Origin of the sequence: Pedobacter sp. 22226 (assembly GCF_052045455.1) — a bacterium.
GTDB lineage: Bacteria > Bacteroidota > Bacteroidia > Sphingobacteriales > Sphingobacteriaceae > Pedobacter > Pedobacter jeongneungensis.
In genome coordinates this window covers 143,007-169,747 of record NZ_JBQEPB010000007.1, presented here as the reverse complement: position 1 = coordinate 169,747, position 26,741 = coordinate 143,007, and the positions used below count along the sequence as shown (strand labels likewise).

Here is a 26,741-nt window from a genome sequence, read left to right as displayed (position 1 = left end):
CCTTAACTTGCTTGGCTTTTTGACAAAAGCTCCAAGCTCCAAGCTCCAAACCTACCACCTAATCAGCGCACTGGCCCAGGTAAAGCCCGATCCAAATGCTGCGAGGCAAACCAGATCGCCGTCTTTAATTTTGCCGGCTTCCCAGGCTTCGCATAAGGCAATAGGAACAGAAGCGGCCGTGGTATTACCATATTTCTGAATATTGTTAAAAACCTGATCGTCGTTTAAGCCCAGCAGTTGCTGTACATACTGACTGATACGCAGATTTGCCTGGTGTGGCACTAACATATCGATATCTTTCTCCGTAAGGTTATTTGCAGCCAAAGCTTCTTTAATTACTTCTGGAAATTTTACCACCGCTTTTTTGAAAACAGATGGTCCATCCATGTAAGGTAAGGCGGCACCACTCTCTAAAATCTCATTCGTCATAAACAATCCGCCCAATTCCTGTTCCGGATAAGCGGGTTTATCTTTTAGCCATTTATTGGCATGAGAACCCGGATAATACATGGCCAGGATTTCAGCATCGGCACCATCACTATGTAAATGTGTACTTAAAATTCCTTTTCCAGGCTCATCCGTAGGTTGCAACACCACTGCACCTGCACCATCACCAAAAATTACCGATACATTACGGCTTCGGGTTTCGAAATCCATCGCAAATGAATGTTTCTCACTTCCCACTACCAAAACATTTTTATACATGCCCGTTTTTACAAACTGATCCGCCACCGAAAGTGCATATACAAAGCCCGAACACTGGTTACGGATATCGAGTGCGCCGATTTCACCCATGCCCATCTCGCGCTGCAACAATACGCCGCAGCCCGGGAAGTAATAATCCGGACTGAGTGTTGCAAAAACAATAAAATCGACATCCTTAACAGTAATCCCTGCCCTTTCTATCGCAATTTTAGCGGCTTCAATGCCCATTGTAGTGGTTGTTTCCTCATTCCGATCGGCAAAACGACGTTCTTTAATCCCCGTACGTTCCTGGATCCAGGCATCATTGGTATCCATAAAACGACTTAAATCATCATTGGTATATACATTTTTCGGAACGTAGTAACCTATTCCCGCAATTTTAGACTGGTGCATGCTCGTATTTATTATTATTTGGTTAGCAAAGTTAGTTAATTAAAAAAAGATATGAGAGGTGCGATTTGAGATGTGAGATTTCATCCTAACGTCCTAAAATCTAATATCTCAGATCTAATATCTCAAATCTTCTAAATTATTGTTTATTTTTGCACCATGTCTACAGAAACCAAAGAAGAGACCTTTACGCTCGAAGAAATTTTAACTTCCTTAAAAACCGTACATCGCCTTATTTTGTGGAATGATGATATCAATACTTTTGATCATGTAATTTACTGCATGATGAAATACCTGGATTATAACGAATCGCAGGCAGAAAAAATTGCATGGAAAGTGCATAATGAAGGTAAATGCCCGGTTTTAGAGGGATCATTTACCGAAATGGAAGTGTATCGTAAAATTTTACAGCAAGAAGGATTGACGGTTTCTGTTGATTAAAAGGTGACTTTCTTTAAAGAAAGAAAATCACTATCTTAGATAAGCAATTACAGCTATGCAAGTTACATTGGAAATAAAGGATGATAACGCTTTTTCAATTCTAGAAACATTGAAAAGTATTAAGGGGGTTAAGATTAAGAACATTGAGCAATCAAATGAAAAATACCTCAATGAATTAGCCAATGCTTATAAAGAAACTGAATTAGCAGAAAAAGGAAAGATAAAATTAAAAAGGTTTGAGGATTTAATAAATGAAATTTGATGTATTTACATCATCCCTATTCAATAAAGAATTCAAAAAACTCTGTAAAAAATACAAATCTGCAAAAAGTGATATCATTACTTTTGTAGAAAATCTTAAGACAAACCCTATACAAGGCATTCCTATCGGTAACGAGTGTTACAAGATAAGAATAGCCATTTCTAGTAAGGGAAAAGGTAAATCGGGTGGCGTCAGGCTAATTACCAACGTTCGCGTGATTAATGAAAAAATTTATCTTTTATCTATTTATGACAAGTCTGAGAGAGATTCCATTTCGAATAAAGAACTCGAAGATATTTTAAAATCTATTGAGCTTTAATAATTCTCCAACCCTCTCAAAAGTTCTAATAACCCAGCCTGTGTCGTCAGCGTTTTATCTTTAGCATACCAGCCATGAAGTTTTTCTGCTAATACCGGCATTTCAGCGCTTTCTTTCTTCCATTCCTTTAATAGCTCCTGTAAAATTTGCGGTCTTGGGCCCCAGGTGGCTAAAACCTGATCTGCTGATTCATTCAAAACAATTAAAACCGGAATAGCCCTTCCGCCATTGGTTAAATGGGCATCAATTAAAGGAAGATTTTTATCTCTGAGCACAAATTTCAGATCAATTTTACCCAATGATGCCGTCGCGATTTTATTAAACACCGGAACAATCTGCGCAGCATCGCCACACCAGCCTTCAGTAATCACTAAAAATTTATAGTTCGCTTTTAAATGATCTACAGTTGAGGCTAATTCATCAGTTAAACTAACTGTTTTATCCACGCGGTTCATGCGCTGCACATTCATTTTGGTGTAGTGCAAATCGTAAGTTACATCACCAGTCGCTTTTCCTTCTAACAGAAGTTGGTCAATCAGTGCACGATAGGTTAAATAATCAAGACCTTGTTGTTCAAAAATTTCGCGATAATTTATCATGGTTTCCTAAAAATTACAGCGCAAAGGAAAGGAGAAATTAAAGGAAAATGATCATTATTTTGCAAGAATCGCAAGCGCAGGATAACACAGATTTTACGATTGACCAGATTTAAAATTGTGTTTCGGGCAATGTTCATACTAGTGAAACAGAACATTTGATTTAATGCACTATAGGAAATACATAAACCCGATTGAAATGGAAAGCCCGTAAGCGAGGTACGAGTGCGGACTTGTAATGAAAAGCGGGACTGCTGCAACCGAAATGAGCCGAAGCATGCTTTGCATATTTATAAAAATCGTTTTTTAACCAAAAGTGAATGTTAATTACACAGCCATCAACTTACTCACATGCTGCGTTAAGGCCACAAAATCAGCCACGGTTAACTGCTCGGCACGCTTTTCGAAATAAATATGATCGTCCATTTTATCTTTTGGCATTACCGCCGAAACCGCATTACGCAAGGTTTTTCTACGTTGATTGAAACCTGCTTTAACCACACGCCAGAATAATTTTTCATCACAATCTAAAGTCTCTACTTCGTTACGGGTTAAGCGGATTACGGCCGAATGCACTTTTGGCGGCGGATTAAACGTACCGGGTTTAACAGTAATCAGATATTCAATTTTATAATAGGCCTGAAGAAATACGCTTAAAATGCCATATTCTTTACTACCGGCAGGTGCAGCGCAACGCTGTGCAACTTCTTTTTGAAACATGCCCACCATCTCTACCACTTTATTGCGGTTATCTAAAATCTTAAATAAAATCTGCGAAGAAATATTGTATGGAAAATTCCCGATAATGGCGAATTGGCCTGGAAAAATATCATCAAAATTGAGTTTCAAAAAATCACCGTTAATTAACCTGTCGCCAAGCTGAGGATATTTTTCATTTAAAAAGTGGAAAGATTCGGTATCAATATCGATCAGGTAAGTTTCCAGGTCTTTCCGCTGCAGCAAAAAATCAGATAGAATTCCCATCCCCGGCCCAACCTCTAAAACCTGGTGGTATTTATCGGTATTTACCAGGGCCTCAACAATGCGGTTAGCAATGCCTTTATCGGTTAAAAAATGCTGACCTAAATGTTTTTTTGCTTTTACTAAACTCATCTTTACGCTTTATTTTGCCACGGAGGCACAGAAACCACAGAAAAATTTTGCAAAGAATGGGAAAAACCTTTCCCCTTCTCCGTGCAAACAGTGTTTCCGTGGCCACTCTATTTTGTACAAAATAACTAATTTTTATCCGGTAAGCACCTCTTTAAACGAAAATCAGTAATTTGCGCTAAAATTTTCCAGTAATTATGAGCGATAAACTTAAAATTGGCATCAGTATAGGCGACGTAAACGGTATTGGTTTAGAGGTAATTATTAAAACATTATCCAATCCTGCAATTTTAAATTATTGTACCCCAATTGTTTACGGACATACCAAGGTTTCATCTTTCCACAGAAAAGCAAATAACCTCGGCGATTTCAGTTTTAATGTGATCAATCATGCCAATCAGGCGCAGGTAAAACGTGCCAACATGATTAATTGCTGGGAAGAAGATGTAAAAGTCGAACTCGGTCAGGTTACGGCAACCGGCGGAAAATACGCGCTTTTATCTTTAGAGCGTGCCACTGCTGATCTGGTAAACGGCGATATTGATGCTTTGGTTACCGCTCCAATTAATAAACACAACATTCAATCAGATACTTTTGCCTTTCCTGGTCATACCGAATACCTGCAAGAGAAAAGTGGCAGCAGAGATGTGCTGATGTTCCTCATTAGCGAAAATTTGCGGGTGGGTGTAGTTACCGGCCATATTCCTGTTAAAGATGTTCCGGCTGCGATTACAAAAGAGAAAATTGTAAATAAATTAAAACTGATCAACGAAAGTCTGAAAAAGGATTTCTGGATCGAAAAACCGAAAATCGCAGTTTTGGGTTTAAATCCACATGCCAGCGACAATGGTTTATTGGGCACCGAAGAAGCAGAAATTATTACGCCTGCCATTCAGGAAGCTTACGATAAAGGCATTGTTTGTTTTGGTCCATATCCGGCCGATGGCTTTTTCGGCAATGGCAGTTATAAACAGTTCGATGCGGTTTTGGCTATGTACCACGATCAGGGATTAATTCCTTTTAAAACACTGGCTTTCCACAATGGCGTAAACTATACCGCAGGCCTAAACTTTGTGCGTACCTCTCCCGATCATGGTACAGGTTACGATATTGCAGGTAAAGATCTGGCAGATTCTACATCATTCACTGAGGCTTTATTTTCTGCCATCCACATTGTAAAAAACCGCAGAGAGCAGGAAGAAATGCTGGGCAACCAGTTACGTTCAGGTGGTAAGGTGGTAGAAACACAGTTCGATATTAAGGATGATGCTTCTTAGGAGGTAGAAGATTGAGGGTATAAGGTGGAAGGTTTTTAGAGCGAAAAGACCAAAGCTGAAAGACTAAAGTAGGAATAAGAAAGGTTATGTACCATTGACCTCTGACTTCGGACATCCGACCCCGGGCTTTCTAAAAACTAAGACTCAAGTGAATTAAGTAATGATTTTTTTGTAAAGCAAGGCCTGGTTTTCATCGGTTCCGGAAACCCTGCTATCCGTTACAATCTTTTTTAAACTTCTGTCATGCTGAGGCACGAAGCATCTGTTTTATAGGTTGCAGATGCTTCGTACCTCAGCATAAAGCATATTTAAGGTTACTGCAAACAAAAAAGGATTTCCACTGCTATCAGGTTTATTTTAGTTAAAATTGTGCATTAAATTTAAGATGAGCAGCGCTAAAAAACCCACTTATATCTTACCTACAATTGTTATTGCACAGTTCCTCTGCACTTCTTTATGGTTTGCGGGCAATGCCGTGTTACCCGATATCGTTAAAAACTTCCCTACCGAAACCAACCTTTTGGCCAACCTGACCAGCATGGTGCAGTTTGGTTTTATCAGTGGCACTCTAGTTTTTGCTTTTTTTGCTATTTCTGATATTTTTTCACCCTCAAAAGTGTTCTTTATCTGTGGAATTGCAGCTTCATTATTTAACCTGGGCGCCTGCCTTCCATTATCAGATGTACATTTATTATTGCTTTTTCGTTTTTTAACCGGTTTTATGCTTGCCGGCATTTATCCTGTCGGGATGAAAATCGCCTCCGATTACTTTAAAGATGGTTTGGGTAAATCGCTGGGCTTTTTGGTAGGTGCTTTGGTATTCGGCACCGCATTCCCGCATTTATTAAAAACATTCACCGCAAGTTTTCCCTGGCAATATGTAATTTTTGGTACATCCGCTTTATCATTAATTGGTGCACTGTCCATATTATTATTGGTACCGAACGGTCCATTTAGAACAGCGGGACAGAAGTTTAATTTCCGTTCCTGTTTTGATGGTTTTAAAAATCCAGGGTTCCGGTCGGCTGCTTTCGGTTATTTCGGCCACATGTGGGAACTCTATACTTTCTGGGCCTTTTTACCCGGCATGTTATTACTTTTTAACAGCAAACATCCCTCTTCGACTTTAAATATTCCTTTATTTTCTTTTTTGGTTATTGCATCAGGCGGAATCTCCTGTATGATCGGCGGACTGCTATCCCAGAAATTTGGCGCTAAAAGAATAGCAACCATCGCATTGGCAATTTCAGGCTTATGTTGTCTGCTCTCGCCTGTTTTCCTGTTCAGTGATTCAGCTTACCTCTTTCTTATCTTTTTATTTTGCTGGGGTTTATCAGGAACGGCCGATTCGCCATTATTTTCTTCTTTAATCGCCAAAAATTCTCCTGAAAGTTTGCGGGGAACTTCCTTAACATTGGTAAACTGTATCGGTTTTGCCATTACCATCATCAGCATTCAGGTGATCAACCTTTTATCAAAACAGCTTAATGTTCAATATCTATATATGGTACTGGCCATTGGTCCGGTTTTGGGATTGTGGGCTTTACTCGGCAAAAAATCACATTAGGTCTAATTTGCAAAATCTCTTATATTGCAAAAGCTTTGAGCCGATACATAATTGAATATGGAGAACAAATTATCACCCATTATAAAACCCGAAGAACTAACCTGGCTAAACCAGGACGACGAAATTGTAATCATCGATGCGAGTGCCGGCTCAAAAACCAGGTATGACGAGCAACATTTGGCAGGTGCTCTTTTTGCCGATGTAAATGAAGATTTGGCCAATATCGGAGATTTTGCGGTTGGCGGACGTCATCCTTTACCTACTGCCGAACAGTTTTCTGCCGTGTTACAAAAACTTGGGATTACCAAACACAGCCATGTAATTGTTTATGATGATAAAAATGGCGGTAATGCAGCTGCTAGACTCTGGTGGATGCTAAAAGCCATTGGACATGAAAAAGTACAGGTAATTGACGGAGGCTTTCAGGCGGCCGTTAAAGCGGGCTTCCCGACAACTGATAAAATAGAAATACCAAAATCTGTTGAAAAATACCAAATCACCGCCTGGAACCTGCCGTTATCAGATATAAACGAAGTGGAAAAAGTAGCCAAAACCGACGATTATATTGTAATCGATGTACGGGATGCCAGCCGTTTTGCCGGTTTAACCGAACCGATTGATTTAATTGCAGGGCATATCCCGGGCGCAGCAAATATTCCTTTTACCGAAAATTTAGATGCAACCGGTGCTTTCCTTGCGCCAGAAATATTAAAAGAAAAATACGCAGAAGCCCTGGCACATGTGAAACCCGAAAATGTAATTGTACACTGTGGTTCGGGTATTACAGCATGCCATACGCTTCTGGCCATGGATTATGCCGGTTTGCCTATCCCTAAACTTTATGTTGGTTCGTGGAGCGAATGGAGCAGGAATAATAAGGAAATGGTGCTGGCTGATTAGTAATTTTGTAGGTCGGGATTTGCAATCCCGACTAGCTGAGATGTGGATTTCCAATCCACCCAATGATTAAAAATTCTTTGTCTTAAAGCCCGGTTTGCAAATCCCAGTTAACCAGAAAACCTGTAAGGTCTAAAAATCAAGAGTTAACGCCAACAATTTTTAAAAAACATTTTTAATCTAATTTTTTTATCCCTACATTTGCAGGCTAAAATTTTACAGTACTTTGAACCCACTAAAACAATTTTCATTACCGTTTACCGGATTAAAATTGGGAACTCATCAGTTTGATTATGAGCTTGATGATACCTTTTTTAATGCATTTGAGTATTCGTTAATTAAAAGTGGAAATTTAAAGGTTGACCTGGAACTTGAGAAACAAGAGACCATGTTGCTTTTAAAATTTAAAGTTATTGGTACCGTAAATTTAGATTGTGATAAATGTTTATCAGAATTTGCTTACCCGGTAAACCTTTACGAAAGGCAGATTGTAAAGTTTGCTGAAGATGAACTGGAAAGCGATGATGAGGAAATTATCTCATTAAGCCGGAAAGATTCCGAAATTGATATATCGGGGCCTTTATACGAAATGATTAACGTAGCGGTACCTTATATCAAAAACTGCGATCAGGCAGGTAAAGATTGCGATCAGGAAATGATTGACCGCTTAAATCAGTTATCTATCGAAAAGCAGGACGAAGAAAATGAACAAACAAGCGACCCACGTTGGGAAGCCCTTAATAAGTTAAAAAAATAATTAGATTATACAGCAATGGCACATCCAAAACGGAAGATCTCGAAACAGAGAAAAAATAAAAGAAGAACGCACTATAAAGCTGTTACTCCTTCTTTAGCAACATGCTCGGCAACAGGTGCTATCCACGTACCTCACCGTGCTTACAACGTTGATGGTAACTTATACTACAACGGTAAACTGGTTATCGAAAATACTCAGATTGGGTAATTTTCTTAAAAAATTGTTTGTGTTTTCAGCGGCTTTAGTCATACCTTAGTCAACTGAAAAATTCAGGATTACACCTGACTTAACACAAACAGATTTTTTCTATGAAAATAGGCCTCGACATAATGGGCGGAGACTATGCTCCCAAAGCAATTGTTTTGGGAGCAATAGCTGCTCATCAATCGCTTAACGCCGGAGAGCATTTAGTTCTCATTGGCGATACCGAACAGATTAAACCCATACTTGCAGAAGAAGGTTTTAATCCAGATCATTTTGAATACGTTCATACTGATGAAGTAATTGGTATGGGCGAACATCCCACCAAAGCAATCGTTCAGAAACCGAATTCGAGCATAGCAGTTGGTTTTAACCTTTTAAAAGAAGGCAAACTCGACTCTTTTGCCAGTGCTGGTAATTCTGGAGCCATGTTGGTTGGCGCCGTATTTAGCGTTAAAACCATTCCGGGCATCATCCGCCCTTGTTTATGTACAATTCTTCCAAAAATTAAAGGCGGCACTGGCTTATTATTAGATGTAGGTGCAAATGCCGACTGTAAACCTGATATTTTATTACAATTTGGCGTTTTAGGCAGTTTATACGCAGAAAATCTTTTGCAGATCAACGATCCTAAAGTAGCCTTAATGAACATTGGTGAAGAAGATGAAAAAGGAAACATGCTGAGTATGGCTACTTTTCCGTTAATGAAAGAAACCAACCTGTTTAACTTTGTGGGTAATGTTGAAGGAAGAGACTTGTTTAATGAAAAAGCGGATGTAATTGTTTGCGATGGCTTTACCGGAAATGTAATGCTAAAATTAGCAGAATCGTTTTACGTACTTACCATCAAAAAAGGACTTAAAGATGAGTTCTTCGATCGTTTCAATTACGAACAGTACGGTGGAAGTCCGGTTTTAGGTGTTAACGCTCCAGTTGTTATCGGACACGGAATTTCCAGTCCGCTAGCTGTTAAAAATATGGTTCTCCAATCCAGAGAAATGATTACCACCGGATTGGTAGAAAAAATTAGAATGGCATTTAAATAATTTATTAAAATTCTTAAAATGAGTAAAATTCACGCTGCTATTACAGCAGTAAATGGTTACGTTCCCGACTATGTGCTTACAAACGCAGAGTTAGAAACCATTGTTGACACTTCGGATGAATGGATTACCAGCAGAACGGGAATTAAAGAACGTAGAATTTTAAAAGGCGAAGGTTTAGGTACTTCCGATATGGCGGTTCATGCCGTAAACGGTTTACTTAAAAAGAGGGGTATTGATGCAAGTGAAATAGAACTGATTATCTTTTGCACCACTACTCCTGATTTTACTTTCCCTGCTACAGCAAACGTTTTAGCTGATAAAATCGGAGCTAAAAATGCCTGGGGTTACGATTTGCAGGCAGCTTGTTCCGGCTTTATTTTCGGTCTTTCTACCGGTGCATCATTCATCGAATCAGGCAGACATAAAAAAGTTTTGGTAGTTGGTGGCGATAAAATGTCATCAATCATCAATTACGAAGATCGTACCACCTGCATTATTTTTGGTGATGGTTGTGGTTGTGCTTTGTTAGAACCAAATGAAGAAGGTTTGGGTATTCAGGATTCTATCCTGAGAACTGATGGCGCCGGAAGAGATTTTCTGGGCATGAAAGCTGGTGGTTCTGTTAAACCTGCTACACACGAAACTGTTGATGCAAGAGAGCATTTTGCACACCAGGAAGGTCCAACCGTATTTAAATTTGCCGTAACCAATATGGCTGATGTAGCTGCCGAAATTATGGAGCGCAACAGCTTAACTGCTGATGATGTTGCCTGGCTGGTACCACACCAGGCCAATAAACGCATTATTGATGCTACTGCAAATCGTATGGGTGTAACAACAGATAAAGTAATGATCAACATCGAACGTTACGGAAATACAACCAACGGAACCATCCCGTTATGCTTATGGGAGTGGGAAAGCAGGCTGAAAAAAGGCGATAACATCGTTTTAGCTGCCTTTGGTGGCGGTTTCACCTGGGGCTCAATTTACCTTAAATGGGCCTACGACTCTGAGTAACTGAGTTGGGAGTTAAACCGGTGCCTGATTAAGCACTATAACCATTAACTATCAGCCATTAAACCATCAACCTTAAAGGGTTGCAAGAAAAATAAAACAAAAAAAGTATAACTTAGTTAATTCAATAAACACTATTTTTTACATAACTAGCCTAAAAAATGGATATCAAACAAATACAGGAACTGATTAAATTTGTTTCTCGTTCTGGAGTAAATGAAGTTGCTATTGAGCAGGAAAACTTCAAAATCACGATCAAAACAAACCAGGCACCAACAGTTGTGCATGCTACCGTACCACAAGCTCCGCTTGTACAGGCTGCTGCACCAGTTGCTACAGCTCCTACTGCTCCGGTTGCAGCAACACCTGCTGTACCTGCCGCAGAAGACACTTCAAAATACTTAACCATCAAATCACCAATGATTGGTACTTTCTACCGCTCAGCTAGTCCGGATAAACCAATGTTTGTAAACGTTGGCGACGAGATCAGCGCAGGTAAAGTAGTTTGTATTATTGAAGCGATGAAACTTTTCAACGAAATCGAAAGTGAAGTTTCTGGCCGTATCGTTAAAATCCTGGTTGATAATGCATCACCGGTAGAGTACGACCAACCGTTATTTTTAGTAGAACCTATTTAATCGTAACGTTACCTTACGCCTCGGCCTGTGTGCTCACTGACCGAAATGCCGTAAAATTATGATGATCTTCAGTTTTGCATTTTAACAAACTGAAAAAATATAAATGGTTCGTGGCGACACGAACCATGACATTTAATTTAAAATTTGATTATATCGGTTTACATTACGCAAATGATCAGTGTAATCATATCATCGGTGTAATCATCAATTAAAAAATTATGTTTAAAAAAATACTAATTGCCAACAGGGGTGAAATCGCTTTGCGTATTATCCGTACCTGTAAGGAAATGGGCATCAAAACGGTTGCTGTTTACTCTACCGCAGATCGCGAGAGTTTACATGTACGTTTTGCTGATGAGGCTGTTTGTATTGGCCCCCCGCCCAGTAAAGATTCTTATTTAAATATTCCAAATATTATTTCGGCTGCAGAATTAACCAATGCTGATGCCATACACCCGGGTTACGGTTTCTTATCAGAAAACGCTAAATTTTCTAACATTTGCCGTGAGTATAACATCAAATTTATTGGTGCTACACCAGAGCAGATTAATGGCATGGGTGATAAAGCCTCTGCAAAAGAAACTATGAAAATTGCCGGTGTTCCAACCATCCCAGGATCGGAAGGTTTGCTTACCAGCGTTAAAGAAGGTATTGCTATTGCCAACGAAATGGGTTACCCTGTTATCCTGAAAGCAACTGCCGGTGGTGGTGGCCGTGGTATGCGTGTGGTTTGGAAAGATGAAGATTTTGAAAACGCCTGGGACAGTGCCCGTCAGGAATCTGGCGCAGCATTTGGTAACGATGGTTTATATTTAGAAAAATACATCGAAGATCCACGTCACATCGAGATCCAGATTATTGGAGATCAGTTTGGCAAAGCCTGTCATTTATCAGAGCGCGATTGTTCTATTCAACGCCGTCACCAGAAACTGGTAGAAGAATCTCCTTCTCCGTTTATGACCGAAGAACTTCGTGAAAGAATGGGTGAGGCTGCAATTAAAGGTGCAATGGCTGTAAATTATGAAGGTGCAGGTACAATCGAATTTTTGGTTGATAAACACCGCAACTTCTACTTTATGGAAATGAACACGCGTATCCAGGTAGAGCATCCGGTTACAGAAGAGGTTATCAACTTCGATTTAATTAAAGAACAAATTAAAGTAGCTGCCGGAATTCCGATTTCAGGCAAAAACTATACGCCAGAAATGCATGCCATTGAGTGTCGTATTAATGCAGAAGATCCGGCAAACAACTTCCGCCCTTCTCCAGGCAGAATCACCAATTTCCATTCTCCGGGTGGACATGGTGTTCGTGTAGATACCCACGTTTATGCCGGATATTCAATTCCTTCCAACTACGATTCGATGATCGCTAAACTGATCTGTGTAGCACAAACCCGCGAAGAAGCGATCTGTACCATGGAACGTGCGCTGAGTGAATTCGTAATAGAAGGGATTAAAACGACTATCCCTTTCCATTTACAATTGATGAAAGATCCAAACTTCAGAGCAGGAAATTTCACCACTAAATTTATGGAAACGTTCGAATTTTCAGAATAATAGAAATTACTATAAAATTCAAATCCCATTTTGGTAAAACGAGATGGGATTTTTCTTTGTTAAAAGTTTAAATTTATTTCAGTAAATTTGAATTATGGAAACATTAATTGTACATCCGGAAAATAAGGCCCAATTAAATGCCGTAAAGCAGGTATTAAAGGCCATGAAGATTTCTTTTGAAAAAAAAGAAAAGCCTTATAACCCAGAATTTGTAGAAAAAATTTTACAAGGGGATAAAGATTTCAAAGAAGGAAACTTCACAAAAGTTGACTTAGATAACTTATGGAAATAGTTTTTCTTCCGAAAGCTAACGATGATTTAGATTTTTGGAAGAAATCAGGAAATAGTATTGTACAAAAGAAAATTCATAGTCTTCTGGTTGCTATAAGCGATTCTCCATTTGAAGGCATTGGAAAACCAGAGCCACTAAAATATAATCTAACAGGCAAGTGGTCTAGGAGAATAAATTCAGAACATAGAATTATTTACGCTGTCTCATAAATTGAACAAATTATTAAAATCTATTCGCTCAGAGGGCATTACAATTAACTTTTAGTTTGAATTTGTCAATATATTCAAGCATTTCTCAGAATAATATAAACTATTTCTATATTTAACACGTAAATACCATTCTATTCAAATAGAATGGTATTTTTGTTTTCAACATGAGCGACACTAAAAAAAATCTACTTACAAAAGCTATCGGGCAAAAGAGCACTACATTAGAGGCAGAAATGTCTTTTTTCGATCACCTGGATGTTCTCCGTAAACACTTAATCAGAGCCGTAATTGCCATTGCCGTTTTTACGGGTATCGCTTTTTACTTCAATGAAGAGATCCTTGATAAAATAATTTTCGGACCGAAAAAACCAGATTTCTGGACCTATCGCATGATGTGTAAACTGGTAGAACATTTTCCATCATTGGGTAAGGATATGTGTATCACCAAAATCAACGGCGAAATTATCAATACCGAGATGGCCGGCCAGTTTAATCTCCAGCTAAACGTTTGCGTAATGTGCGGTATTATTCTCGGGTTCCCTTATTTATTATGGGAAATCTGGCGTTTTATTAAACCAGCCTTACATGAGAATGAGCGAAAATCAGCCAGCGGCTTTGTATTTTTTGCGTCTGTACTTTTTATCATCGGCATTATTTTCGGGTATTTTATTATTTGTGCATTGTCGATTAACTTTTTAACGGGTTATACGGTGAGCAGTGAAATTAAAAACACATTCACAATTGATTCATATGTTTCTTCGATAGCTACCTTAACATTAGGAACCGGAATTATTTTTGAACTGCCTATCATTATTTTCATCCTTTCGAAACTTGGTTTAATGACGCCAAAATTAATGAGATCGAGCAGAAGATATGCAACTGTAATTATATTGATTATCGCAGCTATTGTAACCCCAACACCTGATATCCTTACCATGCTAACCGTTGCAGCTCCGTTATTTTTATTATATGAAGCCAGTATTTTTGTTTCGGCATACATTGAAAGGAAGAAGAAAAAAGCCGAGGCAGCTTTCTATGCTAACTAACAAAAACATTACGAACGGATTTCATAATTCTCTATAAATTTGACAATGTCTGATACAAAAATTAAAATTGCTATTGGAGCGGATCACGCCGGGTTTGAATACAAAGAAATATTAAAAGATTTTTTACAGGAATACGAGCTAAAAGATTTTGGCACCTATTCTGAAAGTTCTGTAGATTATCCCGATTTTGCCCATCCGGTGGCCTCAGCAGTAGAAAACGGCGAATTTACTTATGGTATTTTGCTATGTGGCTCGGCAAACGGAGTAGCCATTACGGCTAATAAACATCAGCATATCAGGGCTGGTTTATGTTGGGAAAATGAAGTCGCTTCTTTGGTCCGCAAGCATAATAATGCAAATATTTTGTGCATCCCGGCAAGATTTGTATCAGAGGAACTGGCAAAAGAAATTACCACTACTTTTTTAACCACTGAATTTGAGGGCGGCCGTCACCAGAACAGGGTTGAAAAAATTTCGTGTTAATAATAAACTCAACTAACTATTATCATAATGAACAAAAAATTTTTAACCCTTGGTTTGGCGTCGCTCGTATCAGCGAGTTGCTTTAGCCAGATTACGCCCCTTAAGCCTAACCAGGATGCGATAAAATTCAGCAAGGCCATCAATCCTGAGAATGCTTACAAACACCTTTCTGTTTTAGCTTCTGATGAGTATGAAGGTCGCGAAACAGGAACTAAAGGTGCCTGGATGGCCGCAGATTATATCAGCAATTATTTTAAGTCGTTAGGCTTAAAAGCACCTGTAAATGGCAGCTACTTTCAAAAGATCGATCTGGTTAACGTTACTTTAAAAGAAAGCCAGTTAACCGTAAACGGTCAGCCGAAAGAATATCAAAAAGATTACCTTGTATCACCCAGCTTAATCAGCGATAAAGGTTTCACTTTCTCTACAGACGAAATTGTATTTATTGGTTATGGGATAAAAAAAGATAGCTACAACGATTTTGCCGGTACCGATATTAAAGGTAAAGTAGTAATGATGTTCAACGGAGGCGATCCAACCTTAAAACCAGGTACAAAAATCGACAGAGCAGCTTATCGCGCAACATTAGAGGCAAGAGCAAAATATTTTGCTGAAAACAATGTAAAAGCCATTATCCTGATTGATCCTGCTGTTGACAGAATAACCGAAAACACCAAACAAACCTTGAAAAAAGGCAGGGTGATGGTTAAAACCAATGCCGCTATAGAAGCTCAAAAGCAAAATGAAACACCTCGCATTTCGATATCAGTAGCTTTAGCAAATGAATTGTTTAAAGCATCTAATACTACTGTTGCAGATCTTCAGAAAAAAATAACAGAGAGCCAGGCTCCTGCTTCAAAAGTATTAAATGTACCTTTCTCCGCAAGTGCAGCAAAAACAGAAACCGCTGTTAGATGCGAAAATGTTTTGGGTTATTTAGAAGGTTCTGATCCGGTACTTAAAAAAGAAGTATTGATCCTTACAGGCCATTATGATCATATTGGTTTAGAAATTGATCCAAATGCAAAAGACAAAGTAAATAATGGTGCTGATGATGATGGATCGGGAACAACCGGCGTTTTATTAATGGCAAAAGCATTCACTGATGCTAAAAAAGCTGGAAAAGGTTCTAAACGCAGTATTCTTTTCATGACTGTTGTTGGTGAAGAAAAAGGGTTATGGGGTTCTGAATGGTATTCGGAGCATCCTGTTTTCCCTGTTGAAAACACTATAGCAGATTTAAATACCGATATGATTGGCCGTACAGGTGAAGAATATTTAGGCAAACCAGATTCAGCAAATTATATCTATTCAGTTGGTTCGAACATGTTAAGCAGCGATTTGGGTAAATTAAGTGAGCAGGTTAATGCAACTTACACCAAAATGAAACTGGATTATAAATATGACGATCCAAAAGATCCGGAGCAGATTTATTACCGCTCAGATCATTATAACTTCGCTAAACTGGGTATTCCGATCATCTTTTATTATGATGGCATGTTGCAACAGGACTATCACAAACCTGGTGATGAAGTGAGTAAAATCAACTTCCCACTTTTATCTAAGCGGGCAAAATTAACTTACTTTACCGCATGGGAACTAGCCAACAGACCTAAACGCCCTGTAGTAGATATGGACGGAAAAGGCAATCCAAAGAAATAATAAGTAAAAATACCAGGCCCCGGCAAAATGTCGGGGCTTTTTTGTGGTTGATACTTTTATTTCATAGCCGTCACCCTGAATTTATTTCAGGGTCCATCTCACAGAAAAGATGCTGATCCCGATAAATTCTATCGTATGGACACAAGTCTAAAGAATCTTTTTTCCACTCCTATGCCGCGGAGGCATGGTACTTTGGAGCGCCAAAGTACCCAAAGCGCTTCGTCAATCCAGCTAGGTGCTTCCACACAAGCCTATCTCACATCAAAAAAACAGCGGCACTCTGTTTTGTGCAGTAATATCGAAGAGTTTAAAGTTTTGCGAGATCTGCACAAAACCACTGCGTTTTAGGTTTGATAATGCCAATTGTACCGTTCTGCAACTGTTTTTTTGATTTCCATGCACTTGGGATTGACGGGCGTTCTTCGGTAAAACCAGGTTGTTGTTTAAAGCAAGTTTGCATAACGCCTTAAAAATATATGTCCACACATTAGGATAAATCGGGACAGCATGACGATCTTGTTAGTTACACAGGCTTAAATTAGTCGGTACGAATAAATATTAATCGAATTGAGGTTTATATTTTAAGATTAAAATGTTATTTTTAATAAAGCGGGTTTATGGATCAATTGCATATTTTAGAAAAAATTAAAACGATCCCTGTTGCCTACCAGCAACAAGTAGAAAACTTTATTGACTTTATTTTATACAAGGAAGTAAAAAAGAGGGATGCAGGAAAAACCACCAGAAAATTGGGTTTACTAAAAGGAAAAATGAAAATTAGTGATGATTTTAATGCGCCATTAAACGATTTCAAAGAATACACCTAAAAAAAGGCGTTTTTCTGACAGTATGGTTCAATTTTTATAAAAATAAACTCAGTACGGTTTCCTATCTTTGAATTTATAACGAAATAGCTAAAAACTAAAATCAGTTAATATTCGTTACCCTATTACAAAATAAAATTAATGAATATTGCCGAAGAATTTTTAGAGAAATCTGACGAGAAAGCTTTCGATTTACCGCATCGTAAAACCATAAACTATAATATTGGCAAATACAATGTAGCTGTTGAACGCGGCTTGTCAAAATTCGAAAATTTAGAGGCATCCAAAAAAAAGGCGCACGTTACCAAATGGCGTGTGATGGAAAACCTCGATAAGTTCCTGCCCGAATTCGAATCTAATTTCCAGCGTCGTGGTGGTAAGGTAATCTGGGCCAATGACGCAGAGGAAGCACAGCAGGAAATCCTCAGCATCATCAAAAGAAACAATGGTAAAACGGTAATCAAATCGAAATCGATGACTACTGAGGAAATCCACCTTAACGATTTCCTTGAAAAAAACAACGTTGAATCTTTAGAAAGTGATCTCGGTGAATACATTGTTCAGTTGCTTGGTCAGGCTCCATACCATATTGTTACCCCGGCCATGCACCTCAGTGCAACTGATATTGCACAGTTATTTCACGATAAATTTGGCACCCCAATAGATGCCACTCCACCACAACTTGTACAAAAAGCACGCGAATTACTCCGAGATAAATACCTGAAAGCCGATATCGGCATCAGCGGTGGAAATTTTTTAATTGCAGATACCGGAAGTATTGCCCTGACCGAAAATGAAGGCAATGCACGTTTAAGTACCACTTTTCCTAAAATCCATATTGCTATCGTGGGGATTGAGAAAGTAATCCCTTCTATGGCCGATCTGGATCTCTTCTGGCCATTATTAGCCTCACACGGAACCGGACAAAACCTAACCGTTTACAATACCATTTTAAGCGGTCCACGCCAGCCTAACGAAACGGATGGACCAGAAGAAATGTATGTCATTTTGCTGGATAACGGTCGAACCAATTTATTGGCACAAAAGGATCAAAGGCAGGCTTTATATTGCATCCGTTGTGGCGCTTGTTTAAATGCCTGCCCGGTATATAAAAATATTGGTGGCCATACCTATAATACCACCTATAGCGGTCCGATTGGATCAGTAATTACCCCACATTTTAAAGGCATGGAAGAGTTTAAACACTTAAGTTATGCCTCTAGCCTTTGCGGCAAATGTTCGGAGGTATGTCCTGTTAAAATCGATATCCATAAAATGTTACTCCTAAACCGCAGAGATGCCGCAGCTGCTCATGATAATGGGAAGAAAGAGGAAATTGGCTGGAGCATGTTTAACAAAATGATGCAAAAGCGTAAATGGATGGATTTCTTCGGAGGAAAGTTTAAAAATTTCATGCTCAAAAGTTTCTTTAAAAAGAGCTGGGGCAAATACCGCGAAATGCCAAAAGTAGCGGATAAATCTTTTGCTAAACAGTGGGAAGAGTTGAAAAAAAGTCGGGAGTCTTGAGTCCGGAGTCTTTAGTCCACGGTATTAAATCAGAAAGTATATTTAGTCAACCCCATATTTTGTATATTTGATATAGACACTAAAAAAATATGGACACGGTTTTGTTGCAAATCAAAAACGATAAAGCTTACAAACTTATACAAGATTTTGAGGCTTTAAGTATTGTTAAAATCTTAGGAAAAGATAACAAGCCAAAAGAAAATCTTCACAAAAGATTTAGAAGTTTTTTAAATCTGACTGATGAGGAATTTCAACAATCTGTAATTGATGGTAGAGGTAACAGTAATAACTCTTAAATTCCATTTAAGCCTTCAATCTGTGGGATATTTCTTAAAGATTCAATCAAAAACAACTTATGCATTTCAATCGGGGAAATAAAGACGACAAATTCTTACTGAATTTATACAAAAGATTGCTTTACCCTCGGATGGTTGAAGACAAAATGCTTAAACTTTTGCGTCAGGGGCGGATTGGCAAATGGTTTTCAGGGATTGGTCAGGAAGCCATTGCAGTTGGTAGTACCCTGGCCATGCAAAGCGATGAATATATTTTGCCCATGCACCGCAATCTGGGCGTTTTTACCTCACGCGATATTCCTCTAAAAAAATTGATGGCCCAGTGGCAGGGCAAAATAACCGGTTTTACCAAAGGCCGCGACCGCTCCTTCCACTTCGGTACGCAGGATTATAAAATTGTTGGGATGATCTCCCACCTCGGTCCACAAATGGCCCTGGCCGACGGTATTGCCCTAGCTGATCTTTTAGCCAATAAACAACACGCTACCTTAGTCTATACCGGCGAAGGTGCCACAAGTGAAGGTGATTTCCATGAGGCGATAAACGTTGCTGCCGTGTGGGGCCTTCCGGTTATTTTTCTCATTGAGAATAACGGATATGGACTCTCCACTCCCAAATCTGAACAGTTCAGGTGTAAAAACCTGGTTGACAAAGCGCTTGGTTATGGCATTGAGGGTGTTCAGATTGACGGGAACAATATTTTGGAAGTTTACAATACCATTAACCAGCTGGCGATGGAAATCCGAAAGGATCCAAGACCAGTTTTGGTAGAATGCCTTACCTTCAGAATGCGCGGGCATGAAGAAGCATCAGGCACCAAATATGTTCCGCAAGAATTATTTGATGAATGGGAAAAGAAAGATCCCTTGAGCAATTACGAAGCCTATTTAATTGAGCAGGCGATTTTAACATCAGATTCGGTAATCGACATCAAAATCCAGATCAAAAGAGATATTGAGTTAGAAGTTGAAGAAGCCTTTAACGAAGCGGAACCTGAAGCAAATGCCAATCAGGAAGAGGCTGATATGTATTTTCCTTATCAGCAGGAAGTTGTCCAGCCAAGTGGGTCTTTTACAGAACAAAGATATCTGGATGCCATAACCGATGGATTGGACCTGGCCATGCAAAAATACCCCAACCTGGTTTTAATGGGACAGGATATTGCCGATTATGGTGGGGCTTTCAAAATTACAGATGGCTTTACCGCGAAATATGGCAAAGACAGGGTTCGCAATACCCCAATCTGCGAATCGGCAATTGTAGGAGCTGGTTTAGGCTTATCGATAAACGGGTATAAAGCTGTTGTAGAAATGCAGTTTGCAGATTTTGTAACCGTTGGTTTTAACCAGATTGTAAATAACCTGGCCAAAACACATTACCGTTGGGGCGAAAAGGCCGATGTTGTGGTACGCATGCCAACAGGTGCCGGAACAGGTGCCGGACCATTCCACTCGCAGAGTAATGAGGCTTGGTTTACTAAAACCCCCGGATTAAAAGTCGTGTATCCCGCTTTTCCGGAAGATGCAAAAGGCTTGTTGCTGGCAGCAATTGAAGATCCAAATCCAGTGCTTTATTTCGAACATAAATACCTGTACAGAAGTTTAACAACGCCTGTTCCCGATGGCTATTATACCACAGAGATTGGAAAAGCTATTAAACTTAGCGATGGAAATAAATTCGCGATCGTTACCTACGGTTTAGGTGTTCATTGGGCTTTAGATTACCTTAAACAACACCCGCTAAGCAGCGCAACCTTAATTGATTTGCGTACACTTCAGCCATGGGATAAAGAAACCGTTCGTGAAGCAGTAAAAAATACAGGGAGAGTTTTAATTTTGCACGAGGATACCTTGACTAATGGCTTTGGTGCAGAAATATCAGCCTGGATCGGGGAACACTGCTTCCAATACTTAGATGCGCCGGTAATGCGTTGTGCAAGTTTGGATACGGCAATTCCAATGAGCAAAATACTGGAAGAAGATTTTTTGGCTAAAGCAAGATTAGCAGAAACGATAGATAAATTATTGAAATATTAATAGTTTTGCCACGGAGACACAGAAATCACGGAGAATATTGATTATTATTTCCGTGCAAATCCGTGTCTCCGTGGCTAATTTATATAAACAGCATGAGCAATTTTAAAGTCGAAGGAAATATTATCGACATCACCAAGCGGAATATTTTCTTTGGAGAAGTAGCGGTAGAAAAAGGCAGGATAAAATCCATCACCAAAATTTCCGATCAGCGTGATGGTGCTCATTTTATTTCTCCGGGCTTTATTGATAGTCATGTACATATAGAAAGCAGCATGTTAATTCCGAGCGAATTTGCAAGGCTGGCCGTTGTGCATGGTACGGTTTCTACCATTAGCGATCCACACGAAATTGCCAATGTTTGTGGCATGGAAGGGGTCGAATTTATGATCGAAAATGGCAATACTGTACCATTTAAATTTAATTTTGGTGCACCTAGCTGTGTTCCGGCCACGATTTTTGAAACCGCAGGGGCCGAATTAAATCACGATGATGTGAAAGCACTTTTAGAACGCCCTGAAATAAAATACCTCAGCGAAATGATGAATTTCCCGGGTGTACTTTATAAAGATGAAGAGGTTTTAAAAAAGATTGCTGCCGCTCACCAATTGGGCAAACCTGTTGACGGGCACGCGCCTGGCTTACGTGGAGATGCCGTACAACAATATATCGACGCAGGGATTTCCACCGATCACGAATGTTTTACCGCCGAAGAAGCGCTGGATAAACTGCAGCGCGGCATGAAAATCCTGATTCGCGAAGGAAGCGCAGCCAAAAATTTCGAAGCACTGATTGATTTATTGAACGACTGGCCTGATATGATGATGTTTTGCAGTGACGATAAACACCCTGATAGCCTGGTTGAAAATCATATTAATCAGCTTTGCGCGAGGGCGGTAGAGAAAGGCATCGATATTTTCAATATTCTTCAGGCAGCCTGCATTAATCCTATTCTTCATTATAAATTAGACGTTGGTTCATTGAATATTAACGATGATGCAGATTTTATCGTAATTGAAGATTTAAAACACTTCAAGGTTAAACAAACCTATATCGACGGATTATTGCTTGCCGAAAATGGTAAAACTGTGGGCGATTGGGTAAAGCATGTAGAAGATAAAGAATCGGTAAACCATTTCGATTGTAGCTTAAAAAAGGAAGTAGATTTTGTTTATCCTTTTACCGGACAAGAAGAAATCCCGGTGATTGAAGCCTTAGATGGACAGCTGATTACGAACAGGTTATCTGCTAAACCAAAAGTTTCAAATCAAAATATCATCAGCGACTTGGAAAACGATGTTTTGAAAATGATAGTCGTAAACCGCTATCACAATGCGCCTGTAGCTGTATCTTTCGTAAAGAATTTCGGATTAAAACAAGGTGCCATTGCCTCAAGCGTCGCCCACGATAGCCATAACATTATTGCAGTTGGTGCCGACGATAAGAGCATTTGTGAAGCCGTAAATTTAGTGATCAAGGAAATCGGAGGTGTAGTGGCGCTCGGCAATGGGAAAGAAGAAGTTCTGGCCTTACCTGTTGCCGGATTAATGAGTAATCAGAATGGTTACGAAGTAGCAGAAAGTTATACTTCGATAGATCAGTTTGCGAAAGAGCTGGGCTCAACTTTAGTCGCTCCTTTCATGACACTTTCTTTTATGGCACTATTGGTAATTCCACATTTAAAGCTCAGCGATAAAGGTTTATTCGACGGAGATGAATTTAAGTTTCTGTAGATGGAATGTCTCTATAATAAACTTAAATAAAAAAGGTCGTCATCTCGACTGGAACGCAGTGGAATGGAGAGATCCATCTCGAGGCAGATTTCTCGTCTTCGTTGCACTTCGCTCGAAATGACGATCTTGCGTTATTCCACTACAAAAACCTCTGCCAAAGGATTAAACAGATACAAACGTTTATCATCCAAACATATACAACGATACCGCTTCCTGATCCTTTCGCCTTTGGTAAAACGCCTGCCATCTTTAATTTTAAAGTTAGTATTAACCGGAAGTTGTTCTAAGTGTAAAGTCTCTGTTTGATTACGATCATACTTTTTTAAAGCACGCGATAAATGCAGATCGGAACAGCTCGATGCCGCCGGATTAGACATATAATTGTCAATCGCTTTATGGATATCATCAGGAAAAATATTTAATTCGAAAAAAGGAACCATCATCCGCTGAAAATTCTTTTTCCACTCAGATCCGTGAGGCTTTACCTTATTCTTAAAATCATTCCAGGTAAGCAAATGTGCAAACTCATGCACCGTAGTAACCAAAAAAGCGTAGTGGTTGAGGTTAAAATTTACTGAAATGCGGTGGCCTTTGCCCTGATATGGATGACGGTAATCGCCCAGTTTTGTAGAACGGGTTTTAGAGATCTTAAATTCGCACTGAAAATAATCTATCCACTTTGCAATTAGCGGCGCCGCAGGTTCGGGCATGTACTGCGCTAAAACTTTAACTTTCTCCACGGATGCTAAGATAAGAAATTGCTAAAATATTTGAACCATATGAGACATATAAGAACATTTAAGATTTATCATTGATATTAGCTTAATGCAATAATCTGTACAGATCATTTACATAGGTTTTTTGCCCACCCTCATAAATATTCAAACAGTTAAAATTAATTATCAATCCCATTGGCACCTCCAAAAGTTTCATATAGGTTAAAATTTGCGCCTCATGTATTGGTAATACTTTCTCAACCGCTTTTAATTCTACAACTATACTATTTTCAACAAACAAATCACACCATAATTCTGCCTCAACTAAAATTTCTTTATAGTAAACCGGTACTAACATTTCAGATTTGTAATTTATTCCACGAAGAGTCATTTCATGTTTCAAACATTTGTGATAAACACTTTCCAGTAAACCTGGCCCAAGTGCTTTATGAACTTCGATCGCTGCTCCATTAATTTTATAAATCATTGCTTTCAGATATTCTTTATTCACCATGGCTAATATGTTCTTATATGTCTTATATGGTTAAATAGCAAGCTTACTCCTCTGATGGAAACAACGATGCCAGCACCAGTTTAATCTCCCCAAACGAGTAATCTTTCCCTAAAAACTCCCTGATCGTTGCCATCGATTTTGTTTTCTGACTTTCTACAGCATCTGCAATATTTCTGATTTTATTCGCCTTTACCAGTTTGGTCACATCCAATTGCTGGGTTGATACATAGTAAGCCAAATGCCCTTCAATGGTACCCACAGAAAAACCTCGCTCTTTAGCAATTTCATCCATGGTTTTACCTTGCTCGTAAAGCTCAAAACTGACCAGTTTGGTATCGATTTTTGGTTCCTTTTTCTTTTTCTCTGCAGCAGATTTCACTTTCAGTGTTTCTCCTTTTAACTGAATAGCTTTTTGAAGCTGTTTATTCCGCTCAACTGTGTTTAGTAATGCATCGGTATCCGCCTTGCTAAATTCCTTACCCTCAATCAATGCCTGTAAAAGCGCTTTACTTTTGTGCATTTTTTTAAGTTGCTCATAAACCAGAATTTCGAGTTCGAGCAGCTCGGTTACGTAAGTTTTGATCTGCTTTTCTTCTTTTATAACTTCGATTTGAGCCAGAAAGCGGTCTGAAATCTCTTTAACCAGCGGATTAAAATATTTTAATGCGGCCACTACCCTTTTCGATACATTAAATAAAGTATGCTCTGTTTGTTGTGCAAATAGGTTTTTCAATTGGTTAACGAAGGTGTCGGCTGTTGCGGTTATTTTTTGGAAATCAGTATAAACGGTATCCGTCCATTCTTCATGCCTTTGCTTGGCCGATTTTTCACTTTTATCAAAAGTTTGACGGTGTTCTTTAAGATAATAACGGATCAGGTTCAGGTCGAAAGCTGCCAGAAGGTAACTGCGGATAAAAGTATAACTCTCTACGCTGATCTGCTCGTTAAGCACTTCGGAAGGTTGCTTGCTTTTAGAAAAATAATGAACATTCTGATCTTGTTGCAAGCCACTCTCACGCAGATGGGAGGTTAAAACAAGGCCTTTTAAAGAACGTAAACGCGATAGTGCCACATAAGCCTGTCCGGGGGCAAAAGCTTCGCCCACATCAATAATAGCCTTATCAAAAGTTAAACCCTGACTTTTATGTACCGTGATGGCCCAGGCCAGTTTAATGGGATATTGAATAAAAGAGCCGGCCACATTTTCTTTAATTTCGTTCGTTGCTTCATCCAGTTTATATTTTACGTTCTCCCAGGTGTAGGGTGAGATCTGGATCACCACTTTATCTTCCGGCAGTTCAATTTCAATTATATCTTTTTCTATGTGGTGCACTACGCCGATTTTACCATTGTAATAGCGTTTTTCGGCGGTCATATCATTTTTAATGAACATTACCTGCGCACCCACTTTTAATTCCAGGCTCTTATCATTCGGGTAGGCATATTCATTAAACTCCCCCTGAACTTTTGCCTCGAAAAAGTAAGATTTGTTTTTCAGCTGAGTCAACCGCTCACGGTTAATGCTATCCGCTTTATTATTATGTGTGGTTAATGTAATGTAATTCTCATCTGCCGAAGGTTTAAAATCCTGCTTAAAGTGTTGCCTTAGCAATGCGGTATCCTCAGCGGTGATTTTGTTGTTTCGCAGGTTGTTTAGCAGATCGATAAAAACAGCATCATCCTGACGGTATATTTTATCCAGTTCGATATAAACCGGTGGATTATCCTGCAGGGCCAGTGCATCAAAAAAGTAAATGCTCTTGTAAAATTTGGCCATAATGCGCCACTCGTCATTTTTTACTACCGGAGGTAACTGATGCAAATCGCCGATAAACAGCAACTGTACGCCTCCAAAGGGAAGATTTCTGTTCCTTCGCACATAACGCAGAGCGAAATCGATGGCATCGAGCATATCGGCCCGCAGCATACTCACCTCATCAATAACCAACAACTCTAATTCCTGTAGCATGCGGCGTTTATTGCCCTGCATGTTTAAATGTTTTACTAAAGTTTTGGGCGTATTAAAATTGAAATTGATGTTTTCGTTGATTAATCCCCCCGCAGCATCAGGAAAAAAAGCGCCAAAAGGCATCTGAAACAACGAATGAATGGTTACCCCGGCAGCATTAATTGCAGCAATGCCCGTAGGTGCCACAATCAGGGCCTTTTTATGCGTAAGCTGAATGAGTTTTCGCAAAAAAGTTGTTTTACCAGTTCCGGCTTTTCCGGTTAAGAAAACATGTTTCGAGGTGTAATTAACAAATTTGGCCGCAATTTCTGCGGGCATAGAAGTTTCTTCTAAAGTGGGCATCGGCAGTAAAATTTTAGTTAGCAATAAACGGAGGGACGAATAAAGCTAAACATTTTAGCACAAAACTAAAGAATGATTGATGAGAAATTTTAATTTTAAGTGGATATTTTTCGGACTAAGCCTTTGTTTAGCCAATAAAGGCTTAATTAAGTCGAATAAAAGGCGTTAATAGAATTACTACAAAAGCAACCTAAACCTGACAGAAACGGCAGCCTCCGATTTTTTCTATCGGAGCTACAGTGTATGGCAGGACTGCAGTAAAAAAGAACCACTGTACCTGCTTTCCAAATCTCAAAAAATTGCAATCACTTTTCAA

Annotated in this window: 28 protein-coding genes; 22 read left to right on the top strand and 6 right to left on the bottom strand. The window is 39.2% G+C overall.

Annotated features, from left to right (window positions below; genetic code table 11):
* Window positions 1-51: 51 nt before the first annotated feature.
* Window positions 52-1,098 (bottom strand): 3-oxoacyl-ACP synthase III family protein, encoded by a 1,047-nt coding sequence (locus ACTJKC_RS17120; protein ID WP_344852499.1) that lies wholly within the window; start codon window positions 1,096-1,098, stop codon window positions 52-54.
* A gap of 156 nt (window positions 1,099-1,254) precedes the next feature.
* Here ACTJKC_RS17120 and ACTJKC_RS17115 point away from each other — a divergent pair, with 156 nt between their 5' ends.
* The 3 genes from ACTJKC_RS17115 to ACTJKC_RS17105 are packed head-to-tail and all read left to right on the top strand — an operon-like array spanning window position 1,255 to window position 2,117.
* Window positions 1,255-1,536: an ATP-dependent Clp protease adaptor ClpS gene (locus ACTJKC_RS17115; protein ID WP_025143968.1), complete on the top strand. Its 282-nt coding sequence runs from the start codon at window positions 1,255-1,257 to the stop codon at window positions 1,534-1,536.
* A gap of 55 nt (window positions 1,537-1,591) precedes the next feature.
* Window positions 1,592-1,798, top strand: a complete 207-nt coding sequence (locus ACTJKC_RS17110) for a hypothetical protein (RefSeq protein ID WP_344852498.1) — start codon at window positions 1,592-1,594, stop codon at window positions 1,796-1,798.
* Complete coding sequence (locus ACTJKC_RS17105) at window positions 1,788-2,117, top strand: type II toxin-antitoxin system RelE/ParE family toxin (RefSeq protein WP_440793783.1); 330 nt, start codon at window positions 1,788-1,790, stop codon at window positions 2,115-2,117. The genes ACTJKC_RS17110 and ACTJKC_RS17105 overlap by 11 nt, the downstream gene beginning before the upstream one ends.
* On the opposite strand, the gene ACTJKC_RS17100 is transcribed toward ACTJKC_RS17105, so the two are convergent.
* Window positions 2,114-2,716 (bottom strand): thioredoxin family protein, encoded by a 603-nt coding sequence (locus ACTJKC_RS17100; RefSeq protein ID WP_440793781.1) that lies wholly within the window; start codon window positions 2,714-2,716, stop codon window positions 2,114-2,116. The genes ACTJKC_RS17105 and ACTJKC_RS17100 overlap by 4 nt on opposite strands.
* Before the next feature lie 324 nt (window positions 2,717-3,040).
* Window positions 3,041-3,826 (bottom strand): 16S rRNA (adenine(1518)-N(6)/adenine(1519)-N(6))-dimethyltransferase RsmA, encoded by a 786-nt coding sequence (gene rsmA, locus ACTJKC_RS17095; protein ID WP_440793779.1) that lies wholly within the window; start codon window positions 3,824-3,826, stop codon window positions 3,041-3,043.
* 194 nt (window positions 3,827-4,020) lie between these two features.
* Here rsmA and pdxA point away from each other — a divergent pair, with 194 nt between their 5' ends.
* The 19 genes from pdxA (at window position 4,021) to ade (ending at window position 22,884) form a co-directional block, all read left to right on the top strand.
* Complete coding sequence (gene pdxA, locus ACTJKC_RS17090; RefSeq protein WP_440793777.1) at window positions 4,021-5,100, top strand: 4-hydroxythreonine-4-phosphate dehydrogenase PdxA; 1,080 nt, start codon at window positions 4,021-4,023, stop codon at window positions 5,098-5,100.
* Window positions 5,101-5,485: 385 nt separating this feature from the next.
* Window positions 5,486-6,667, top strand: a complete 1,182-nt coding sequence (locus ACTJKC_RS17085) for an MFS transporter (protein WP_440793775.1) — start codon at window positions 5,486-5,488, stop codon at window positions 6,665-6,667.
* Window positions 6,668-6,724: 57 nt separating this feature from the next.
* A complete protein-coding gene (locus ACTJKC_RS17080; protein ID WP_440793773.1) occupies window positions 6,725-7,567 on the top strand; it encodes a sulfurtransferase in 843 nt (280 codons plus the stop codon).
* A gap of 268 nt (window positions 7,568-7,835) precedes the next feature.
* Window positions 7,836-8,321 carry a YceD family protein gene (locus ACTJKC_RS17075; protein ID WP_440793771.1) on the top strand — a complete coding sequence of 162 codons (486 nt, stop codon included), beginning with the start codon at window positions 7,836-7,838 and terminating at the stop codon, window positions 8,319-8,321.
* A gap of 15 nt (window positions 8,322-8,336) precedes the next feature.
* Window positions 8,337-8,528, top strand: coding sequence for a 50S ribosomal protein L32 (rpmF, locus tag ACTJKC_RS17070; protein ID WP_025143959.1), 192 nt, complete (start codon window positions 8,337-8,339; stop codon window positions 8,526-8,528).
* A gap of 101 nt (window positions 8,529-8,629) precedes the next feature.
* Window positions 8,630-9,568, top strand: coding sequence for a phosphate acyltransferase PlsX (plsX, locus tag ACTJKC_RS17065; RefSeq protein ID WP_344852490.1), 939 nt, complete (start codon window positions 8,630-8,632; stop codon window positions 9,566-9,568).
* A gap of 18 nt (window positions 9,569-9,586) precedes the next feature.
* Window positions 9,587-10,585, top strand: coding sequence for a beta-ketoacyl-ACP synthase III (locus tag ACTJKC_RS17060; protein WP_344852489.1), 999 nt, complete (start codon window positions 9,587-9,589; stop codon window positions 10,583-10,585).
* Between the two features lie 158 nt (window positions 10,586-10,743).
* On the top strand, window positions 10,744-11,220 hold the full coding sequence (gene accB, locus ACTJKC_RS17055) for an acetyl-CoA carboxylase biotin carboxyl carrier protein (RefSeq protein ID WP_025143956.1): 477 nt from the start codon (window positions 10,744-10,746) through the stop codon (window positions 11,218-11,220).
* Window positions 11,221-11,438: 218 nt separating this feature from the next.
* Window positions 11,439-12,779 carry an acetyl-CoA carboxylase biotin carboxylase subunit gene (gene accC / locus ACTJKC_RS17050; RefSeq protein ID WP_344852488.1) on the top strand — a complete coding sequence of 447 codons (1,341 nt, stop codon included), beginning with the start codon at window positions 11,439-11,441 and terminating at the stop codon, window positions 12,777-12,779.
* A gap of 94 nt (window positions 12,780-12,873) precedes the next feature.
* Window positions 12,874-13,071, top strand: a complete 198-nt coding sequence (locus ACTJKC_RS17045) for a DUF2683 family protein (protein ID WP_113947624.1) — start codon at window positions 12,874-12,876, stop codon at window positions 13,069-13,071.
* Window positions 13,062-13,280 carry a Txe/YoeB family addiction module toxin gene (locus ACTJKC_RS17040; protein ID WP_440793767.1) on the top strand — a complete coding sequence of 73 codons (219 nt, stop codon included), beginning with the start codon at window positions 13,062-13,064 and terminating at the stop codon, window positions 13,278-13,280. Before ACTJKC_RS17045 ends, ACTJKC_RS17040 begins: the two co-directional genes overlap by 10 nt.
* Window positions 13,281-13,444: 164 nt before the next feature.
* The gene (gene tatC / locus ACTJKC_RS17035) at window positions 13,445-14,326 is read left to right on the top strand and encodes a twin-arginine translocase subunit TatC (RefSeq protein ID WP_344852486.1); all 882 of its coding nucleotides are present in this window, start codon (window positions 13,445-13,447) and stop codon (window positions 14,324-14,326) included.
* Window positions 14,327-14,371: 45 nt separating this feature from the next.
* Window positions 14,372-14,809: a ribose 5-phosphate isomerase B gene (gene rpiB / locus ACTJKC_RS17030; RefSeq protein WP_344852485.1), complete on the top strand. Its 438-nt coding sequence runs from the start codon at window positions 14,372-14,374 to the stop codon at window positions 14,807-14,809.
* A gap of 27 nt (window positions 14,810-14,836) precedes the next feature.
* Entirely contained in the window at window positions 14,837-16,471 is a 1,635-nt protein-coding gene (locus tag ACTJKC_RS17025) for a M28 family peptidase (protein WP_440793765.1), read from the top strand.
* A gap of 617 nt (window positions 16,472-17,088) precedes the next feature.
* Window positions 17,089-17,298, top strand: coding sequence for a type II toxin-antitoxin system VapB family antitoxin (gene vapB / locus ACTJKC_RS17020; protein WP_344852482.1), 210 nt, complete (start codon window positions 17,089-17,091; stop codon window positions 17,296-17,298).
* Between the two features lie 138 nt (window positions 17,299-17,436).
* Window positions 17,437-18,822 (top strand): LutB/LldF family L-lactate oxidation iron-sulfur protein, encoded by a 1,386-nt coding sequence (locus ACTJKC_RS17015; RefSeq protein ID WP_440793763.1) that lies wholly within the window; start codon window positions 17,437-17,439, stop codon window positions 18,820-18,822.
* An 89-nt stretch (window positions 18,823-18,911) separates the two neighbouring features.
* A complete protein-coding gene (locus ACTJKC_RS17010) occupies window positions 18,912-19,118 on the top strand; it encodes a hypothetical protein (RefSeq protein ID WP_440793761.1) in 207 nt (68 codons plus the stop codon).
* A 59-nt stretch (window positions 19,119-19,177) separates the two neighbouring features.
* On the top strand, window positions 19,178-21,154 hold the full coding sequence (locus ACTJKC_RS17005; protein ID WP_440793759.1) for an alpha-ketoacid dehydrogenase subunit alpha/beta: 1,977 nt from the start codon (window positions 19,178-19,180) through the stop codon (window positions 21,152-21,154).
* Between the two features lie 92 nt (window positions 21,155-21,246).
* The gene (gene ade, locus ACTJKC_RS17000; protein WP_440793757.1) at window positions 21,247-22,884 is read left to right on the top strand and encodes an adenine deaminase; all 1,638 of its coding nucleotides are present in this window, start codon (window positions 21,247-21,249) and stop codon (window positions 22,882-22,884) included.
* 131 nt (window positions 22,885-23,015) lie between these two features.
* Here ade and ACTJKC_RS16995 read toward each other — a convergent pair whose 3' ends face one another.
* The 3 genes from ACTJKC_RS16995 to ACTJKC_RS16985 form a co-directional block, all read right to left on the bottom strand.
* Window positions 23,016-23,624 (bottom strand): SprT-like domain-containing protein, encoded by a 609-nt coding sequence (locus ACTJKC_RS16995; protein ID WP_344852475.1) that lies wholly within the window; start codon window positions 23,622-23,624, stop codon window positions 23,016-23,018.
* Window positions 23,625-23,706: 82 nt separating this feature from the next.
* Window positions 23,707-24,114: a GxxExxY protein gene (locus tag ACTJKC_RS16990; RefSeq protein WP_440793755.1), complete on the bottom strand. Its 408-nt coding sequence runs from the start codon at window positions 24,112-24,114 to the stop codon at window positions 23,707-23,709.
* A gap of 43 nt (window positions 24,115-24,157) precedes the next feature.
* Complete coding sequence (locus ACTJKC_RS16985) at window positions 24,158-26,425, bottom strand: helix-turn-helix domain-containing protein (RefSeq protein WP_440793753.1); 2,268 nt, start codon at window positions 26,423-26,425, stop codon at window positions 24,158-24,160.
* Window positions 26,426-26,741: the final 316 nt, after the last annotated feature.

Bases quoted from the DNA above. Each gene is read 5' to 3' on its own strand.
- ACTJKC_RS17120 (WP_344852499.1), bottom strand. From the start codon at position 1,098: ATGCACCAGTCTAAAATTGCGGGAATAGGTTACTACGTTCCGAAAAAT.
- ACTJKC_RS17115 (WP_025143968.1), top strand. From the start codon at position 1,255: ATGTCTACAGAAACCAAAGAAGAGACCTTTACGCTCGAAGAAATTTTA.
- ACTJKC_RS17110 (WP_344852498.1), top strand. From the start codon at position 1,592: ATGCAAGTTACATTGGAAATAAAGGATGATAACGCTTTTTCAATTCTA.
- ACTJKC_RS17105 (WP_440793783.1), top strand. From the start codon at position 1,788: ATGAAATTTGATGTATTTACATCATCCCTATTCAATAAAGAATTCAAA.
- ACTJKC_RS17100 (WP_440793781.1), bottom strand. From the start codon at position 2,716: ATGATAAATTATCGCGAAATTTTTGAACAACAAGGTCTTGATTATTTA.
- rsmA (WP_440793779.1), bottom strand. From the start codon at position 3,826: ATGAGTTTAGTAAAAGCAAAAAAACATTTAGGTCAGCATTTTTTAACC.
- pdxA (WP_440793777.1), top strand. From the start codon at position 4,021: ATGAGCGATAAACTTAAAATTGGCATCAGTATAGGCGACGTAAACGGT.
- ACTJKC_RS17085 (WP_440793775.1), top strand. From the start codon at position 5,486: ATGAGCAGCGCTAAAAAACCCACTTATATCTTACCTACAATTGTTATT.
- ACTJKC_RS17080 (WP_440793773.1), top strand. From the start codon at position 6,725: ATGGAGAACAAATTATCACCCATTATAAAACCCGAAGAACTAACCTGG.
- rpmF (WP_025143959.1), top strand. From the start codon at position 8,337: ATGGCACATCCAAAACGGAAGATCTCGAAACAGAGAAAAAATAAAAGA.
- plsX (WP_344852490.1), top strand. From the start codon at position 8,630: ATGAAAATAGGCCTCGACATAATGGGCGGAGACTATGCTCCCAAAGCA.
- ACTJKC_RS17060 (WP_344852489.1), top strand. From the start codon at position 9,587: ATGAGTAAAATTCACGCTGCTATTACAGCAGTAAATGGTTACGTTCCC.
- accB (WP_025143956.1), top strand. From the start codon at position 10,744: ATGGATATCAAACAAATACAGGAACTGATTAAATTTGTTTCTCGTTCT.
- accC (WP_344852488.1), top strand. From the start codon at position 11,439: ATGTTTAAAAAAATACTAATTGCCAACAGGGGTGAAATCGCTTTGCGT.
- ACTJKC_RS17045 (WP_113947624.1), top strand. From the start codon at position 12,874: ATGGAAACATTAATTGTACATCCGGAAAATAAGGCCCAATTAAATGCC.
- ACTJKC_RS17040 (WP_440793767.1), top strand. From the start codon at position 13,062: ATGGAAATAGTTTTTCTTCCGAAAGCTAACGATGATTTAGATTTTTGG.
- tatC (WP_344852486.1), top strand. From the start codon at position 13,445: ATGAGCGACACTAAAAAAAATCTACTTACAAAAGCTATCGGGCAAAAG.
- rpiB (WP_344852485.1), top strand. From the start codon at position 14,372: ATGTCTGATACAAAAATTAAAATTGCTATTGGAGCGGATCACGCCGGG.
- ACTJKC_RS17025 (WP_440793765.1), top strand. From the start codon at position 14,837: ATGAACAAAAAATTTTTAACCCTTGGTTTGGCGTCGCTCGTATCAGCG.
- vapB (WP_344852482.1), top strand. From the start codon at position 17,089: ATGGATCAATTGCATATTTTAGAAAAAATTAAAACGATCCCTGTTGCC.
- ACTJKC_RS17015 (WP_440793763.1), top strand. From the start codon at position 17,437: ATGAATATTGCCGAAGAATTTTTAGAGAAATCTGACGAGAAAGCTTTC.
- ACTJKC_RS17010 (WP_440793761.1), top strand. From the start codon at position 18,912: ATGGACACGGTTTTGTTGCAAATCAAAAACGATAAAGCTTACAAACTT.
- ACTJKC_RS17005 (WP_440793759.1), top strand. From the start codon at position 19,178: ATGCATTTCAATCGGGGAAATAAAGACGACAAATTCTTACTGAATTTA.
- ade (WP_440793757.1), top strand. From the start codon at position 21,247: ATGAGCAATTTTAAAGTCGAAGGAAATATTATCGACATCACCAAGCGG.
- ACTJKC_RS16990 (WP_440793755.1), bottom strand. From the start codon at position 24,114: ATGGTGAATAAAGAATATCTGAAAGCAATGATTTATAAAATTAATGGA.
- ACTJKC_RS16985 (WP_440793753.1), bottom strand. From the start codon at position 26,425: ATGCCCACTTTAGAAGAAACTTCTATGCCCGCAGAAATTGCGGCCAAA.